Origin of the sequence: Sulfurimonas hongkongensis (assembly GCF_000445475.1) — a bacterium.
GTDB classification, from domain to species: domain Bacteria; phylum Campylobacterota; class Campylobacteria; order Campylobacterales; family Sulfurimonadaceae; genus Sulfurimonas; species Sulfurimonas hongkongensis.
In genome coordinates this window covers 73,389-89,459 of record NZ_AUPZ01000007.1, presented here as the reverse complement: position 1 = coordinate 89,459, position 16,071 = coordinate 73,389, and the positions used below count along the sequence as shown (strand labels likewise).

Below are 16,071 nucleotides of genomic sequence, written 5' to 3'. Positions count from 1 at the left end.
TTAACAGTTTGACTGAACTTTAGCGCCTAATTTAACATAAAAATTCAGCAAGATATCTCTTGTATCTTTTGCCCATACTCTTCGTTAATTTTATCAAGTTTTGTTTGCGCTACTTCTAGCTTTTGAAATGTCTCTTCGACTAGGGCATCTTCATCCGAGACAAGTTTTGAGAGATCCACTATCTTTGAGTTATCAGCAATCTCTGAAGCTTCTACTAATTCTTTGTGATGGAGCTCTAGCTTCTCTTCTGCTTGTATGATTTTTTTTTCTAACATCTCAACTTCTTTTTTTAGTGAAGAGGTTTGTGAGTTTCTCTCTCTTATAAGTTGTGCTTTTAATTTTTTATTCTCTTTAAAGTTGGTCTTTGGGGCAGTTTTTTTCTTCACCTCATCCTCTTCTTCTTCCCAACCGATTTTCTCTAAAAACTCATCATATCCACCATCAAAGTACTCAGCTTTACCTTTTGCAAAGATGATAAGTCTATCACACACTCTTCTTAAAAGTTCTTCTGAGTGAGTAACTATAATGCTTGAGCCTTTGAAGTTTTGCACAGCTTTTGTAAGTGCTTCGATACTTTGCATATCGAGGTGATTTGTAGGTTCATCAAGCAGAAGAAGGTTTATCTCTGATGCGAGTATCTGACCTAGCATTACACGACTTTTTTCTCCACCTGAGAGCAGTGAGATATTTTTCTTTGCATCATCATTGCTAAACATCATTGCACCACAGATTGAGCGAACTCTGGACTCGCCAAGTTTTGGATTTTTTGCATATATCTCATCCATTACAGTTTTATTTGGGTCTAGGTGCGAGATATTTGTTTGTCCAAAGTGAGCCAAAGATGCTGATGGATGAAAGTTTATCTCGCCTTCTAAGTGCTTTAGCTCTCCTGCTATAGTATTTAGTAGGGTTGATTTTCCCTTTCCATTTTTGCCTATAATACCAAGACATTCACCTTTTGCAAGTGTAAATGAAATATTTTCAAATAAAATATTATCCTCTGTATAGCCAAACTTTAAACCCTTTACATCTAGTAAAACTTTTGCTGGAGTCTCTTTAAAGTTGAAACTAAACTCTAAAGATTTGTCAAAATTTAAATCCTCTAGCATCTCCATCTTCTCAAGTTGTTTTACTTTTGATTGAGCTTGAGCCGCAGTAGATGCACGAGCTTTATTCTTAGCGATAAACTCCTCTAGCTCTTTTACTTTTTTATCTTGTGAGATTTTTTGTTTTGCATGAAGCTCTTCATCTGCACGAAGATGCTCATAAAACTTATGAGTATCGCCCTCGATTATCTTTAGAGTTTTTCTTATGATGCCCATAGTGTGAGTTGTGACACTATCCATAAAGTCTCTATCGTGAGTGATGAAAATAAGCTCTCCATCAAAGTTGCATAAAAAATTTTTCAGCCATCTCAAAGAGACAATATCAAGATAGTTGGTAGGCTCATCTAAAAGTAACAAGTTTGGCTCTGTAACTAAAAGCTTTGCCAGATTTATGCGAATCTGATAACCGCCAGAAAAAGAGAGTGGGTTAGCGTCTAGGTCCTCCTCTGAAAATCCCAAACCAAACAAAATCTTCTCCACTCTATAAACATCATACTGCATCTCCTCACTTAGTGCGAGTGCTGCCTCTTCTCTTAAAGTAGGCTCACTAAATGTGAGATGCTGTTTTAGAGTGCCTATCTTATAGCCTTTTGGGATAATAACCTCTCCGCTATCATATCCCTCTTCGCCCATTATTATTTTAAAAAGTGTTGATTTTCCACTGCCGTTTCGTCCTACTAACCCTACTCTTTGAGATGAGTTTAGCTTAAAGTTTAAGTTTACAAAAAGCTCCCTTGGACCAAAGCTTTTACATATATTTATAAGTTGTATCATTACTCTTCTGTGTTGTCTCCATAGTGTCTAAATAGGTAATCTATGATGATTTTCTCATCTTTTTGTGTGATGGGAGCTTTATATACTTCTCTCATCTTTATAACTGACTTTCTCCAAAATTCTCTTGATTGTTTGCCCTGATTTAGGATGTAGCCATGAGAGTGACACCACTGACAATTTCTTTGAATGGCTTTAAAATCTTCATCTTGAGCCATAGTAAACGTTACGCTTGGGATTTTAACATCTTTTTCATATTCTCCAAGCAGAGTTGATGCTAAAAGTAACAAAATTATTATTGTTTTTTTCATCTTAAACTACCTCCAAAGTGATGCTATCGATGCCGTTATATTTATAACCGCCTCTATTCCACTTTATCTCACTAGGCTTTGGTTGCTCTTGTCCTAAGTTATTTATAGCTTTTGCCATAATGGTTAAAACTCCCCTACTCTTAGCTCTAAAAGAAAATCTAAACTCTCGAAATGCATAGGGTGAGAGCTCCTCTCCTAGATCTGCACTCTGCCAACTCTCTCCCCCATCAACTGAGATAAGAACCTCTTTAATGCCATGACCACCATCAAAAGCTACGCCTTTTGCTATAACATTTGCATCTACTTTTATGCTCGAGCCATTTTTAGGGTAAGCTATAACGGACTTGATGTTCATGGTTGTGATGGGCTTTGTTTTTTTAGCCAAATTATCTGGCGATTCACACTCACACTCATTATCAGCTATACGGTAAGCTTTGTCCATATAAAAAAGTTCTTGATACTCTTTTGTCACACTTATGGTGCTTAGCATCTTAACCCAACTATCAGAGTACATGCCTGGAACGATTAGGCGGATTGGGTAACCATTTAAAAACGGTAACTCTTCTCCATTCATCTCATAAGCTATGATGACATTTTCATTTATCTCACTCAACTCTAGCTCTCTTTTAAAGTTCTCAGTTTTGTGAAAGGCTGCCTTATCATCACCATTTAAACCTACCCATCTAGCATCTTTGTCAAGCCCTGCATAATCAAGCACATCTATTAATCTCACACCTTTAAACTTTGCACAACCCATAGCACCATTTCCCCATTGTATACCACTTGTAGTTGGCACAAATGCTGAACGAGAGTTACCACCACACTGCACAACTGCTGTGATTTCAACTATTTTAAACTCACTCTTAAGCTCATCAAGTGAGAGATAGATATGATTTTTGACAGCTCCACCAACAGAGAGTCTGTACTGGTCTATATATTTGTAAACGGGGATACGAGGCATATGCCATCTTACAAAAAAAGCATCATTTGGAGTGATGGCACTTCCTAAAAACTCCATAGGAGTCTCTAAAAGAGGAGGTCTGTCCGAGTAAGTAATGAGTGGTCGCTTCTGTGGAAATGCGATATCTATGACTTTTTGATTATCAAGAGGTTCACGAGTTATACCAAATGCATTTGAGCCAAAAACAACTGCACAAGCACTAAGTGAGAGGCGGAAAAAGTCTCTTCTTTGCATTTAAAATCCTTTTATAACTTTTTTTTATTCTAACACAAAAATAAAAGCAAAAACAGTAGATTTGTCAACTTTTTACTAGATTAGACTAAGTTCTACTTTTTGTGTTTTAAAATCTACCAAGACTACTCTTATGTTTGGTAGATGCTGATTGATAGAGAGTACTTCAAACGGATGTTTTATCCGCTTCTCGCTCATCTTTGATATATGAATCATCCCATCATTTTTTAGCCCAATATCAACAAATGCTCCAAAATCTGTGATGTTTCGAACTATGCCAGAGACGAGACTTCCCTCTTTTAGCATCTCAATATTAGTCAAACCCTTTTTAAAAACGATGCCAGGCAACTCTTCTCTTGGATCAAAGCCTGGCTTTATTAGCTCTTTAATGATGTCATTAAGTGTCTCAAAACCTATACCTAGCTCGTGCGCTTTTGTGCGAATATCTAAGCTTTTTAACTCATCTAAGTCTAACTTTTTAGCCACCTCATAACTCTCAGGATGGATACCAGAGTTATCAAAGATATTTTTGCCATTTTTGATTCGGATAAATCCAGCAGCTTGCTCGTAAGCTTTTTTGCCCAAACCTTTTACTTTTAAAAGTTCACTCTTTGTCTTAAATACACCATTTTTTTGGCGATACTCTATGATATTTTGAGCCACTTTAGCTCCGATGCCTGCAATATGCGAGAGCAGAGATGCTGATGCTGAGTTTACATCAACTCCTACTCGGTTTACTAAGTCGCCTGTGACATCATCGAGCCTTTTTGCAAGAAGTTTTTGGTCAACATCGTGTTGATACTCTCCAATGCCCAAAGACTTTGCATCTATCTTTACAAGTGCTGCCATAGGATCTCGAAGCCTATGGGCTATGGAGATGGCACCTCTTATAGTAACATCAAGTTTTGGATACTCCTTTTGGGCTATGCTTGAAGCTGAGTAAACAGAGGCGCCCGCTTCTGAGACTACTGTATAGCCAAGAGAGAGTTTTTCTTCTTCTATTAGTTTTGCAAAAAACTCTTGAGTCTCCCTAGAACCTGTGCCATTTCCTATAGCCACACTTGTGATATCATATTTTTTTATTAATGCCAAAACTACTTTTTTAGAGCCCTCATAGTCATTTCTCGGTTGTGTTGGATATATAACTGCCCAGTCCAAAAAGTTAGAACTCTCATCAATAACTGCAAGCTTGCATCCGCTCACATAAGCAGGATCCACGCCTAAAACCACTCTTGGCGTGATTGGTGGAGTCATAAGTAGTTGAACAAGATTTTTTCCAAAAACACCTATGGATGAAGCATCAGCTTTTTCTTTTACAATGCTATGAACTTCTCTCTCTATTGATGGAAGCAGAAGTCTCTTTAATCCATCTTGATAAGCTTCAAATAAAATTTCACTCGAACTTGAAGCGTGTGATGGAATCTTAAAACGTCTTATATTTTGCTCTAGTCTCTCTACATCAGTTACAATTTTTACACTTAACTCTTTTTCTCTCACCGCTCGCATGATGGCAAGGTATCTATATGATGGGATATAGGCTATTTTTTCACTTTTATGGGCTAAGTTTTTAAAAACTCCATCCTCTTTAAAACTCTTTGTTTTTTTAGTCTCAAGAGTTGCAAACTTTAGCATGTTCTCACGCAGAACACTTCTTTGTTTTGGTGACTGGGCATATCTTTGAGCCAAAATATCTTTAGCTCCAGCTATCGCTTCATCTACACTTTTAACATCTTGCTTTACAAACTTTTTTGCCTCAAGCTTAAACTCAGATAGACTTAGTCTTGCACTTTGTAGAGTGTTTGCAAGTGGAGCTAAACCGTTTTTGACAGCTACAGTAGCACGAGTGTTTTTAGACTCTTTAAATGGTCTATAAATATCTTCTAAAACTCTTAGACTCTCTGCCTCTTCTATACTCTTTCTTATAGCCTCACTAAGAGTTGCACGCTCCTCGATGAGTCTTAAAACTTCAGCTTTACGCTCTAGTAAGTTTTTAGCACCAATATAGACTAACTCAAACTCACGCAGAGCTTCATCGCTCGCCCCACCACTTAACTCTTTGCGGTACCGGGCTATAAAAGGGATGGTGCTTCCATCATCAAGTAGTTTTAGTATGTTTTTAATATGTTCTTTTTTAAACGAGGTTTTTTGGCTTAGTAGGTCAATGAGGTTTTGCATAAATATCTTTCTTTTTTTGCAATTATACTCTTATTTTAATGACCCTCAGTGTGAAGCTTATCATGGACGACGCCATTGTTTAGCATCCCTAAAAGCATAACTAGTTCCCACGCTCTGCGTGGGAGCAAGAGGAAAACCTCTCTTATGCGCTCTTTTGAAATCCACTAAAGAGTTTTTTGATTCTAAGGACTCCAAACTTCAATCCACTAAAACGCATAATTTTTGCTAGGTGCTTCCACTCTTTTTTATCATAACAAGGTTTTGGGCACTTCCTACAGCTTGGTTTTTCATCGTGCGGACACGCTTGTAGTTTTATATATGAATAGTAAAGAGTCTCTTCGCATCTATCACAAAGAGTATAGTGTATAGCTTCATTTAACTCTCTATCTTTGTAACTTAGAGCAATGGAGTCTATTTTTTTTTCAGCCTTTACATGTTCATGATCACAATAACACTGGATAAACTTTAAGACAGTCTGGCTGTCATGGATAAATTTTTCTTCAGTCATCTCTTATGCTTTATTTTATTTGTTCGATTTGCATGAAGTGTACCTAAAATAAAAAACAAAGCACTTGATGTATGCCAATACTAATTTTTCTTTAAGCTATGATAAACTTACTCAACCCTTGTAGTAATATCTATACCTTTTTCTTTTAAAGCATAACCAATCTCTACAATCCTATCTTTGTACTTCTGTGATTCTAAAAATCCCTCATAAGCATCAAGCTCTTTGTTTGCAACTCTTGCTGCAATGTTGTCTATATTTAAATATACTATTTGCAGTTCTGATTCTAACTCTTCTACTGTATCTTTCATATAACTATCCTTATCTGTTTTTTTACAATGATTTTATCTTCTTTAGCATCCATTCCCACTCACCAAATCCACTATCAGCGTTGATATGCCCTGCTTTTTCTAAGACTTTTATCTCTATGCCTAGTTTACTTTGAAGCTCTCTTGCTTCTTTCATGCTCATATATGGATCATCATCGGAGCAGACTAAGAGTGCTTTTTTTGCATGTAAGTCTTTAGGAACTTCTACAGGAAAAAAGTTTTTTAGTTCATCTATTTTTGAGTTTAGGCTTGGAGGAGCGACTAAAAATAGATTTTCAACATCTTCAAGAAGTCCACTATTGCACATATGAAACCATAAAGTATTTGCAAGAGAGTGACAAACTACAACGTTAGCTCTAAACTCCCTTAGTTCTCTTAGAGTCTCTTTTATCCAAATATCTTTATCTGGTGACTCAAAATCTGGCAGTTTTAAAAAACTAACACAACCATAATCTCTAGCAATCTCAGCTGCTATATAACTTTGCCAATGAGGTGTGTCACTTCCTCCCCATCCGTGAAGTAGTAAAACTTTTTTCTTCATTTTTTTTGCCTTTATAAAAAAGATTTAAAGCTTTTGAAAATATAAAGCCTTTAAAGTTTTGTTTTTAAGATTGTACATCAAAAAGGCTTATAGTTATTTTTTAACACCTCTTTGTGTATTTAAAAAACTATTTTGGCACTACATCAATCTACGTGCCAAGCTTTAACTCGAGCTATTTTAGAAGATAAAACAGATATCGTTTTATAAATATTTTTTATGCTACAATAATCTTCATTTAAATTTAAGGAAACAAAAGATGAAAAAACTAAACCTAATGGCTCTACTTTTTGGGGCAGTTTTGTTTTTAGCACTAGGTTCTACTACTCTAAGTGCAGAGATGAAGTGTGGTTCAGGTAAGTGTGGCAGTTCTAAGATGAACAAAATGAGCTGTGATGATGCCAAGTGTAAAACTAGCAAAACTTGTAAGTGTGGTGATGAGTGCAAGTGTGACAAAAAAATGTCAAGCTGTGGCAACGAAAACTGTCCTTGTGGAGATTGCAAATGCAAAGATTGCAAATGCGGACAAAAGTCCAGTAAAGGCATGAAATGCGACAGTAAAAAATGCGATAGTAAAAAAGCTAAAGGCAAGAACTGCGACTCTGGTAAATGCCCAGCTAAATAGAAACGCTAACCCATAACTTTCCTAGAAGCCTCGCCCTGTTTTGTGGGACTCTTCATGGAAAGTGCGACTAGTTAGTGCTCCTAAAGATTCCACTTCCGAAGTAGAAACTACTCTGTTTCTGCCAGTCTCTTTTGCTTTATAGAGCCTCTCATCAGCCTCTTTTATAGTTTTTTGTATATCTCCATCTTCACACAAAGAGACTCCAAAGCTGCAAGTTAGCAAACCTATAGTGTCAAACTTATACTCTTGAATGCTTTCTCTTAGATGCTCAGCTAGTTTAGTTGCTTCTTCTATGGATTTAGCAGCTAAGACTATAATAAACTCTTCTCCACCCCAACGAATAAGTTTATCATCTTTTCTTATGTCGGCTTTTACAATATCTGAGAGAGTTTTTAAAACCTCATCTCCCACTACATGTCCATAAGTATCATTTACTTTTTTGAAAAAATCTATATCAAAAAATATGATAGCAGTGAAGCTGTTGTGTTTTTTATTTAGTTGGAGTATGGAGTCTATATTTTTATCAAAATAGGCTCTGTTGTATGCATTTGTTAGTGTATCTTTTAAGACCTGTTTTTGAAGCTGAAGTTTTTCACTCATAGCATCACTAATATCTGCAAAATCAATTATATAGTAGTTTGCATCATATTGATTTATAGAGATTGAAAAAGCGTGAGGAGTCATAGTTGAGTCAAACATTAAGACTACTCTAGCCCTCCCTGGAAGATTTAAGAGACTCTCAACCCAGTGCTTCTCATTCTTTTTTACATCACTCAAGCTAAAGAAGTTTTTATCTCTTATAAAAAGGTCACAAATACACTCATGATGTTCTAAAAACGCTTCTATGTCTTTGTAGTTAAAAAAGTCAAAAAACTTCTTGTTAGCGAAGCTAAACCTTACTCCATCTGTTAGTATCACAATAGAACTTTGAACATTCATAAATCTTTGTATCTTTAAAGTTTCATCTTTTATTTTTTGCATCTGTATGATAATGGCTACAACAAGAGCAAAAAGAAGTAAAGAGACTACAACAACTATCATCTTAAAAAAATCATATCTTTTTTTGATAATCGTTATTTCATCAAGAGGAGCATATGAGACTATATAAGCGGCGCTTTCATTGTCTATATTCTTTAGATTTAAAAATACTGCCACACAACCTTTATTGTCATTTATGATAGGTAGAGAAAAGCTCTCTTTTTTGTTTAATTTTTCTAAAAAATATTTATTACTTTTAACCAAATTTGTGAGCTTTTGCACAAAAGAGTCTCTTGATATTTTTTTGTTTAATTTCGAGATTGTAGGATTTTCTAAGTAGTAGTTACTGCTTAGTTGTGATGGTGTAAAAAAATCTCTATACTCTTTAAAAATCTTGTCATAGCTTGTTTTTTTATCTAAGATTATCTTGTGCGTATAAGCTGGAAATATAGCCCTTAGTTTTTTCTCTATGCCTTCAAAAGAGATAGAAAACTCAACACTTCCTAAGTGTTCTCCCTCATAAAGTATGGGAAAAACATATCTGTAAGCAGGATAAATCTTACCACTTTCAAAGCCCATAACCTCTCTAAGCTCACTATTTGCGATCCGTACCGAGCTTCGTGCCTCTTTTAAAGAGTCCCCATTTTGGTACGGTATATGAAATCTAAGCAGGCTTTTAGAGTCATGAGTATGAAAGTGAATCTGTCTAACATTTAGTTTGGTTAAAAATTCATACTCTTTATATAGAAGTCTAAAGAGTTTTCCTCTAAGTAAAGACTTTTGAGACTCATCAACTCTCTTAAATCTTTTTAAAATCTCCATAGCCTCTCTGTTTCTCATAGTATCATAAAAACTTTTTTGAGCTACAAGCATATACGTCTCTAAAATAGACTTATTTGCAACTCTAATGAATTCAAGATTTTTATCTGTAGCACTTTGTATTACGCTCTCTTGTGAAGTTTGTATATACTTCACAAGCATGATACATATAAAAGAAGTAAGCACAAATGCTATAAAGATTTTGATCTTCATTTTGTATTTGCTTTATATGGGATATTAAAATCAATAAACAGCTCATCATAATCACACTCATTTGCTTCTACAACGCCGTTTGAGAGTATACCCTTGAGTTCATTTTTGTCTTTTTTTTCTAACTCTAACAGAGCGCCTTTTATGCTCTGTATCTGCTCTTTTGTAAGAGTTTTAGTATTTACTACAATGGAAAATCCCGGTAAAAGTTTACTTTTTGCAATAATCTCAACACCTAATGACTCAAACTGTTTAGCTATGCCCTCTTTAGCCCCAGCTATTAAAAACTCGCCTTTTACAACGCTAATAAGAGCATTTGTATGTGACATTGTGTAACCATACTTTTGCTTAGCAAGGTCTATGTTGAAATTTTCCCTTAACAAGATATTACTCATAAAGTAACCACAAGTTGAGAGAGGCTGTGTAAGTGCTATTTTTATCTGCTGTTTTTTATCAAACTCATCTTCTTTAAACTTTGCGAGAACGCACCTGTACTTACTAAGTCCATCTTCTTGTTTAAACGAGATTATAGGTTCTATAAACTCATACTCTTTTTTTAAAGAGAGATAAAGAAGAGGTCCAAGGTATGCCATATCTATAGAGTTATCTTTAAAGCCATCTAGTATATCTTGATAGTCTTTTTTATATATATAGTTGATTTTTATAGAGATTTTTGATTCTAAGTATGAACTCATAGGTAAAAACTCTTCTATATTTTTTGTAGCTTTTTTTGTAGGAAGTGGCGCAAAATTTACTTTGACGCCTTGTGCTAAAAGCAGGTTACTTAAAGATAGCAAAAAAAATAAAATAAGCTTTTTCATATTGTACTTTAAGTCCGAATTTAAATTTGTCTAAAGTTTAACTAAAAAAATACAATCAAAACTTAAAAATATCAAGCTTTATTTTCTAAAACCTCATGCATTTCTACAGTCTCACCAACCTCTTGTGAGAACTTGTCCATGAGCTTAAAAAGCTCATTTGAGTGACTCTCTGCCTCATTAAATCTTCTTAGTAGTGCCTCTTTTGTCTCTTTATCCGTTAGAGAGTGACCAGCCAAAGCAGGCTCAAGATTTTCATTTATAAGTTCATGAAAAGCAATATGATGAGGCTCCATTGCCTTAAACGAAGCGTTTTGTCCAAAAAGTTCACTTCCAACTCCATAGTACCAAAGCCCAAAACCACAATGTTTATGGTCTTTTTTTAACTCTTTTGTTACACTTGAACTAACTACGGCAGAGTAGGCATTTGACTTAAAGAGTATATGTTGGATTTTATAGTTTGATAAAAACAGGGCAAAACTACTTGTATTTGAGAGCTTTGATGTGTGGGTAAGATTTATTGTAAAGTTGTTCATAGTATCTAAAAACTCTCTCATTGTTTGACTAGTTTGAGTGGCTATATCATTCATTGCATCAGAGTTGTGCGAGATGTTTTTTGATTGGTCTTGAAGATTATCTATAGTAATGCTAATCTCGCCAGTTGCTTTTTGAGTTCTCTCAGCTAGTTTTCTAACTTCATCAGCCACAACTGCAAAACCTCGTCCATGTTCACCTGCTCGTGCAGCTTCTATGGCAGTATTAAGTGCAAGCAAGTTTGTTTGATCTGCTATATCTTTTATGAGACTAACTATCATAGCAATATCACCAACATTTGTATCCATCTCTCTTATAGCATCAGAAGTATTTGTAACTAATTGACTAAGACTCTCTATCTCCTTAGTAGTAGTTTGCAGGGAGCTGTAAGTCTCTTTAGCAGATGCTGAGGCCTTAGATGTGCTAGCAGTAACATCCATAAATGAGTTCTCTGTTTTGTTTATATCTGTAGTTATAAGGTCAAAGTTGCCTTTCATCCCAGCGTTGAAGTTGCTAAATGTACTACTTAACTGCCCCATCACCTTGTAGCCCTCGTTTGCTTTCATAGATTCAACTGCCTTTTGTATTCGTTGTGCGGTCTCTCCAAACTCGCCTTGCAAGCCAGCTGGATACATACTTCTATATATAAAGCCCTGGCTAACAGCATCTATGGTATTTCTGCTCTCTCTAAGTACAACTTCTACTTGGTCTAAGCACTTGTTAATATTCCATGCAATATTTTCGAGTTTACTGTCGTGCCTATATAAAATAACACGAGTTGAGAGTTTTCCATCTTTTACATCTTCTAAAGTTGTAGCTATTTTATCCATAAGTGCATCTTCACTACCGCCCATCTCTTGCTTTTGAGGGATAAATAAAGAAGCAATCGCTAAAGTTACTACAACCAGAGCAAAGATAATTTGAGAATTTACTGCTAAAATACCAGCACTTATAAGCACTAAAACCAAAAGAGCAACAACTCTATAATTTTTCATAGAGTTCACGCTACTCTCCTTTTTGAAGATTTACTACAAACTCTTCATAACTTGTTCTGTTTTTATGTAAAAAGTCCCCTAAAACCCTTGCGGACTCATTCATCCCGCCACTTTTTTCTGCATCTATAAGTAGTTTATATATGGGAACAATAGTCTCAATGGCTGACTTTAGAGGTTTTCTTCTAACTGAAGTATAACTTACAATATTTTTATTTATATCCAAGTCAGCCGTGATATAGGCAAACACCCAGTAGTAACCTCCATCAGCACAAAGATTTTTTACAAATCCAAAAAACTCTTTTTTATCTTTGACAAGATCCCATAGAGTCTTAAATGCGATACGAGGCATATCAGGATGTCTTATAAGATTATGATTTGCTCCTATAAGGTTAGATGTTTTATATCCAGCAATATTGCTAAATATCTCATTACAATAGATGATATTCCCTTTGGTATCTGTCTTTGAGACTATAAAATCATTATCGCCCAGTTGTTTTTCAATATTTGTAATATCTTTTGGAGAGTCCTCTTTAGAGAGTGTTTTTCTAACCATAAATTGCTCCTTAATCAAGTAAGTGCTTTAGTCAGCTATTAACAAAAATTATATCTCAATATATAGTTAAAAATAACCCCTATTTTATTAGAGTAACAAATGATTTATACTTGCTACACAAAGTAACATATATTTGCTATAAACCTAAAATTCTTGGAATTTTTCCTAATTTTGACAATTTTGCATAAACACCCCACAATTTTTTCACATAGTGTCCAATAAATGGAAGTGGTATCATATAAGCTTTTTTATCATCTCTATATATTAGGGATGCTCCATCTCCGCTATCCATCAAGCATAAGATATTTATATGCTTTTTGTAAGATTTTAGGCTCGCTTTACCTTTGTCCGTTTGAGAGATATTAAAAGCTACATTTCTAGCCATGATCTCGGCTAAATGTCCTTGTTTAGCCTTCCATGATGGACCTTCTAGAGCTGCTATATCTCCTATGGCATATATATTACTTGGTACCTCATCAAATATAACACGACAATACTCATCTATCTTTACAAATCCAGCTTCATTTTTTGGAAGGTGCGAGTCTTGAACTACCTCATGTCCACTTCCAGCTGCTATAAACATTATTAGATCTGACTCTAATTTTGAGTCATCTTCAAAAATGACTGAATCTTCTTTAAATAACTTTATTTTTTTACCAAAGTGTTGTTTTATAGCGAGTCTTTTGAAAAAATCATCCATCATGCTTAGTGCCTTTTCGCCCATTCTTTTTCCTGGCTCACTCATTGGAGCAAAAAATGATAGCTCGAAGTTGTCTCTGATTCCTTTTTTCTTTAGTAGATTGTGAGTGTTAAACAAAAGCTCAAAGGCTGGTCCACCGCGGACACTTGAACTGTCTTTTGGATTTGCGCCAAAGCCAAAAGAGATTTTACCACTTCCTTTTTCTATGAGTGCATCTAGAGAATCTCTTAGTTTGAGTGACTGCTCTGGTTCTGCACAGATAGAGAGAGTATGCTCTATACCTTCATGCTTTAGTTTTGAAGCACCCATAGCTAAAACAACATGGTCATAAGAGCTTAAAATTTCTCCTGATGCAAGGGTGTACCTATTTTGTTTCACATCTATGTGGGTGAGTGCATCAACTATAAGTTTAAAACCATGAACCCTTTGGAGTTCTGCTAAGTCAATACAAATCTCATCAAACTCTTTTTCTCTTGTTGGAATCCAGATGGAAGTAGGATAGATAAAAAAGTAGTCTCTATCACTTACCAGTGTCACATCATAATTATATTTCTTTAAAAATATCGCAGCTTCAAGTCCCCCAAATCCACCACCAATGACTAAAACACTCTTCATAACAACCCTTTTATCAATATTTATCGTAAAATATACCTCAAGTTGTGTTAAAGTATTATTAACGCTTCTTATTTATAAAATAAATTGCGACAAGACTTATTGAGCCACCTATGACTATATGACTCTGCAACTCTTCGTCTAAAATGGCCCAAGCGACCACTAAAGCGAAGATTGGAACTAAAAACATATAAGAACTAGTTATCTCGCTTCCAAGTCTAGCTGATGCTATATAAAAAATAGTAGTAGCCACGCTTTGACCTAAAACAGCTAAGTAGATAAGAGCCATCCAAAACTCTGTATCGAGTTCAAAAACACTTAAGAGTCCAGCATCGTACGAGTAGATAAATGAGGCAATAGTTGCCACTACGGAGATGTAAAAGCTATAATGGACTGGGTGTATGTGTTTGTTTGAGTGTTGAGATAGTAGAGTGACTCCACCCCAAACAACTGCACAGAGTAAAAAGTATATATTTGCGCTACTTAGTTCTAGTTTGTATATCTCTAAGATTATTGCGCCGCCTACAAATCCTAAGAGTAGACCAAAGTATTGCCAAAGTTTAAACTTTGTTTTAAATAAAATTCCCACCATCAAAAATGTTACAAGTGGAGTCATAGTTGTAATGATAACTCCGCCATTTCCTGCATATCCACTCTTTACTCCAAGGTATGAAAAGACCATAAAAGAGATGTTTAAAACAGAGCTTGATAGTATGAACTTTGAGCTTTGTTTGTTTAACCTAAGTGGTATTTTTATAAAATAAAGTATCGGGATAAAAGAGAGACTCATAAGAAAAAAACGCCAAAAAATCACAACCTCAAGGGATGAGCTCTCTGTTAAAATCTTTAACGCACTCCATCCAGCTCCCCATAAAAACATGGCAAGGATGAGAAGATATGTAAAGTGTGAATTTTTCAAAGTTGGCTCATTTTAGACTTGTTGTGATATTCTTGTCATTATAGCTTAAAAGAAACTAGATTTTTTGGTAAAATATGCATATGAAATATATAGACTGGTTTGAATCTCACGCACAAAAGCACAAAAAGATTGTAGAAAGATTGCGATGTAAAGGATACACAAAAGAGCAGATTGTTGACTATTTTGATTTTGAAAATATGAAAGAGAACGAAGAAGATTTTTGCCCACTTTATAAACAGAACAAAAAATGTCACGACATAAAAACTCTTAACTGCTATATGTGTGCCTGTCCAAACTTTAGGTTTAATGACGATGGTCTTGCAAAATATAACGGTCTTAAAATCTTAAGTAAGTGTGACATAAACAATGGTAAAAAGTTTGCAAGCGGTGGTTTTATACATCAAGACTGCTCATCTTGCACAGTTCCTCATCATAAGGCTTATGTACTTAAAAATTTTTCGTATGATTGGCGTGAGATGATGGGTGAGTGTAAAATCAATTGAATTCTCTGGTTAATTTATAAAGACTGAACTCCGTGTCAAGCACAAAATGGCGGAACATATGTCATCCTAAACTCTAAAGAAGATTTTTGCATAGCAAAAAGCGATTCTCTTGTTTTGACTCAGGATTTAATTTGATAATCGTTCAAAGTATTTAATTAAAAAAGGATAGTAATGTTAAAATTTGTTTTAGTAGTGGCGATTTTGTCAGTTGGGCTCTTTGGGGATACAAAAGAGGCTTATAAAGCCTTTTCAAACAAAGAGTATAAAAAAGCCTTTAAACTATACGAGATAAGTGCAAAAGATGGAGATACTAAGGCGCAAAATGCTCTTAGCTATCTCTACTTTAATGGTTTAGGCGTTGATAGAGATGCTAAAAAAGGTCTTAAGTGGCTAAAAAAAGCAGCTTCTAACTCAAATACAACAGCCCAGTATGATCTAGGCATGATGTATCTTGTGGGAAGAGATATCCCTCAGGACTCAAAAAAGGCTCTAAAATGGTTAAGTAAAGCATCAGACGCAAACAATTCAGATGCACAGTATAACCTGGCTTTAATGTACTACAGAGGAGATGCAACTGATCAAAACATCACAAAAGCAGCCGAGCTTTTAGAAAACTCAGCACTTGGTGGAAATATGCAAGCTGAGCAAAATATTGGGCTTATATATATGCAACTCCTAAAATTAGACAAGGCTGCAAAGTGGCTTGAAATCAATGCTGCAAAAGGAGATCCAAAAGCTTATTATCTCTTAGCAGAAATATACTGCACACAAGGAGAGTTTAAAAAAGCAAAAAAATGGGCAAAGAAATCAAAAGATGCTGGAGATGAACAAGCTGAACTACTCTGGTTAAAATACAATTTAGAACAATATTAATAAAG

The 16,071-nt window shown here is 35.1% G+C and carries 16 protein-coding genes; 3 read left to right on the top strand and 13 right to left on the bottom strand.

Annotated elements, in window-relative coordinates; translation table 11 throughout:
- Positions 1–44: 44 nt before the first annotated feature.
- The 7 genes from M947_RS17645 to M947_RS17615 form a co-directional block, all read right to left on the bottom strand.
- Entirely contained in the window at positions 45–1,880 is a 1,836-nt protein-coding gene (locus M947_RS17645; RefSeq protein ID WP_021287420.1) for an ABC-F family ATP-binding cassette domain-containing protein, read from the bottom strand.
- Complete coding sequence (locus M947_RS17640; RefSeq protein ID WP_021287419.1) at positions 1,880–2,188, bottom strand: hypothetical protein; 309 nt, start codon at positions 2,186–2,188, stop codon at positions 1,880–1,882. The genes M947_RS17645 and M947_RS17640 overlap by 1 nt, the downstream gene beginning before the upstream one ends.
- A gap of 1 nt (position 2,189) precedes the next feature.
- Positions 2,190–3,383, bottom strand: a complete 1,194-nt coding sequence (locus M947_RS17635) for a molybdopterin-dependent oxidoreductase (protein WP_021287418.1) — start codon at positions 3,381–3,383, stop codon at positions 2,190–2,192.
- Positions 3,384–3,458: 75 nt separating this feature from the next.
- Positions 3,459–5,555, bottom strand: coding sequence for a helix-hairpin-helix domain-containing protein (locus tag M947_RS17630; RefSeq protein WP_021287417.1), 2,097 nt, complete (start codon positions 5,553–5,555; stop codon positions 3,459–3,461).
- Positions 5,556–5,697: 142 nt separating this feature from the next.
- Entirely contained in the window at positions 5,698–6,063 is a 366-nt protein-coding gene (locus M947_RS17625) for a nitrous oxide-stimulated promoter family protein (protein ID WP_021287416.1), read from the bottom strand.
- A 107-nt stretch (positions 6,064–6,170) separates the two neighbouring features.
- Positions 6,171–6,371, bottom strand: coding sequence for a hypothetical protein (locus M947_RS17620; RefSeq protein WP_021287415.1), 201 nt, complete (start codon positions 6,369–6,371; stop codon positions 6,171–6,173).
- A 22-nt stretch (positions 6,372–6,393) separates the two neighbouring features.
- Complete coding sequence (locus M947_RS17615) at positions 6,394–6,930, bottom strand: RBBP9/YdeN family alpha/beta hydrolase (protein WP_021287414.1); 537 nt, start codon at positions 6,928–6,930, stop codon at positions 6,394–6,396.
- A 256-nt stretch (positions 6,931–7,186) separates the two neighbouring features.
- On the opposite strand from M947_RS17615, the gene M947_RS23365 reads away from it, so the two are divergent.
- A complete protein-coding gene (locus tag M947_RS23365; RefSeq protein ID WP_021287413.1) occupies positions 7,187–7,552 on the top strand; it encodes a hypothetical protein in 366 nt (121 codons plus the stop codon).
- A 21-nt stretch (positions 7,553–7,573) separates the two neighbouring features.
- On the opposite strand, the gene M947_RS17610 is transcribed toward M947_RS23365, so the two are convergent.
- The 6 genes from M947_RS17610 to M947_RS17590 all read right to left on the bottom strand — a co-directional run bounded on the left by M947_RS17610 (position 7,574) and on the right by M947_RS17590 (position 14,690).
- Positions 7,574–9,562 (bottom strand): sensor domain-containing diguanylate cyclase, encoded by a 1,989-nt coding sequence (locus M947_RS17610; RefSeq protein WP_021287412.1) that lies wholly within the window; start codon positions 9,560–9,562, stop codon positions 7,574–7,576.
- A complete protein-coding gene (locus tag M947_RS17605) occupies positions 9,559–10,380 on the bottom strand; it encodes a PhnD/SsuA/transferrin family substrate-binding protein (RefSeq protein WP_021287411.1) in 822 nt (273 codons plus the stop codon). Before M947_RS17605 ends, M947_RS17610 begins: the two co-directional genes overlap by 4 nt.
- Before the next feature lie 71 nt (positions 10,381–10,451).
- Positions 10,452–11,351: a methyl-accepting chemotaxis protein gene (locus M947_RS23850; RefSeq protein WP_245541253.1), complete on the bottom strand. Its 900-nt coding sequence runs from the start codon at positions 11,349–11,351 to the stop codon at positions 10,452–10,454.
- A gap of 565 nt (positions 11,352–11,916) precedes the next feature.
- A complete protein-coding gene (locus M947_RS17600) occupies positions 11,917–12,459 on the bottom strand; it encodes a PAS domain-containing protein (protein ID WP_021287409.1) in 543 nt (180 codons plus the stop codon).
- 136 nt (positions 12,460–12,595) lie between these two features.
- Complete coding sequence (locus tag M947_RS17595) at positions 12,596–13,774, bottom strand: NAD(P)/FAD-dependent oxidoreductase (protein WP_021287408.1); 1,179 nt, start codon at positions 13,772–13,774, stop codon at positions 12,596–12,598.
- A gap of 58 nt (positions 13,775–13,832) precedes the next feature.
- On the bottom strand, positions 13,833–14,690 hold the full coding sequence (locus M947_RS17590) for a DMT family transporter (RefSeq protein WP_021287407.1): 858 nt from the start codon (positions 14,688–14,690) through the stop codon (positions 13,833–13,835).
- A gap of 80 nt (positions 14,691–14,770) precedes the next feature.
- Between M947_RS17590 and M947_RS17585 the strand changes: the two genes are divergently transcribed.
- Both M947_RS17585 and M947_RS17580 read left to right on the top strand, forming a co-directional pair.
- Positions 14,771–15,193 carry a hypothetical protein gene (locus M947_RS17585; protein ID WP_021287406.1) on the top strand — a complete coding sequence of 141 codons (423 nt, stop codon included), beginning with the start codon at positions 14,771–14,773 and terminating at the stop codon, positions 15,191–15,193.
- A gap of 171 nt (positions 15,194–15,364) precedes the next feature.
- A complete protein-coding gene (locus M947_RS17580) occupies positions 15,365–16,066 on the top strand; it encodes a tetratricopeptide repeat protein (protein WP_021287405.1) in 702 nt (233 codons plus the stop codon).
- Positions 16,067–16,071: the final 5 nt, after the last annotated feature.

What these genes read in the sequence shown, in the direction of transcription:
- M947_RS17645 (WP_021287420.1), bottom strand. Translation starts at nt 1,880, where the DNA reads ATGATACAACTTATAAATATATGTAAAAGCTTTGGTCCAAGGGAGCTT.
- M947_RS17640 (WP_021287419.1), bottom strand. Translation starts at nt 2,188, where the DNA reads ATGAAAAAAACAATAATAATTTTGTTACTTTTAGCATCAACTCTGCTT.
- M947_RS17635 (WP_021287418.1), bottom strand. Translation starts at nt 3,383, where the DNA reads ATGCAAAGAAGAGACTTTTTCCGCCTCTCACTTAGTGCTTGTGCAGTT.
- M947_RS17630 (WP_021287417.1), bottom strand. Translation starts at nt 5,555, where the DNA reads ATGCAAAACCTCATTGACCTACTAAGCCAAAAAACCTCGTTTAAAAAA.
- M947_RS17625 (WP_021287416.1), bottom strand. Translation starts at nt 6,063, where the DNA reads ATGACTGAAGAAAAATTTATCCATGACAGCCAGACTGTCTTAAAGTTT.
- M947_RS17620 (WP_021287415.1), bottom strand. Translation starts at nt 6,371, where the DNA reads ATGAAAGATACAGTAGAAGAGTTAGAATCAGAACTGCAAATAGTATAT.
- M947_RS17615 (WP_021287414.1), bottom strand. Translation starts at nt 6,930, where the DNA reads ATGAAGAAAAAAGTTTTACTACTTCACGGATGGGGAGGAAGTGACACA.
- M947_RS23365 (WP_021287413.1), top strand. Translation starts at nt 7,187, where the DNA reads ATGAAAAAACTAAACCTAATGGCTCTACTTTTTGGGGCAGTTTTGTTT.
- M947_RS17610 (WP_021287412.1), bottom strand. Translation starts at nt 9,562, where the DNA reads ATGAAGATCAAAATCTTTATAGCATTTGTGCTTACTTCTTTTATATGT.
- M947_RS17605 (WP_021287411.1), bottom strand. Translation starts at nt 10,380, where the DNA reads ATGAAAAAGCTTATTTTATTTTTTTTGCTATCTTTAAGTAACCTGCTT.
- M947_RS23850 (WP_245541253.1), bottom strand. Translation starts at nt 11,351, where the DNA reads ATGGATGTTACTGCTAGCACATCTAAGGCCTCAGCATCTGCTAAAGAG.
- M947_RS17600 (WP_021287409.1), bottom strand. Translation starts at nt 12,459, where the DNA reads ATGGTTAGAAAAACACTCTCTAAAGAGGACTCTCCAAAAGATATTACA.
- M947_RS17595 (WP_021287408.1), bottom strand. Translation starts at nt 13,774, where the DNA reads ATGAAGAGTGTTTTAGTCATTGGTGGTGGATTTGGGGGACTTGAAGCT.
- M947_RS17585 (WP_021287406.1), top strand. Translation starts at nt 14,771, where the DNA reads ATGAAATATATAGACTGGTTTGAATCTCACGCACAAAAGCACAAAAAG.
- M947_RS17580 (WP_021287405.1), top strand. Translation starts at nt 15,365, where the DNA reads ATGTTAAAATTTGTTTTAGTAGTGGCGATTTTGTCAGTTGGGCTCTTT.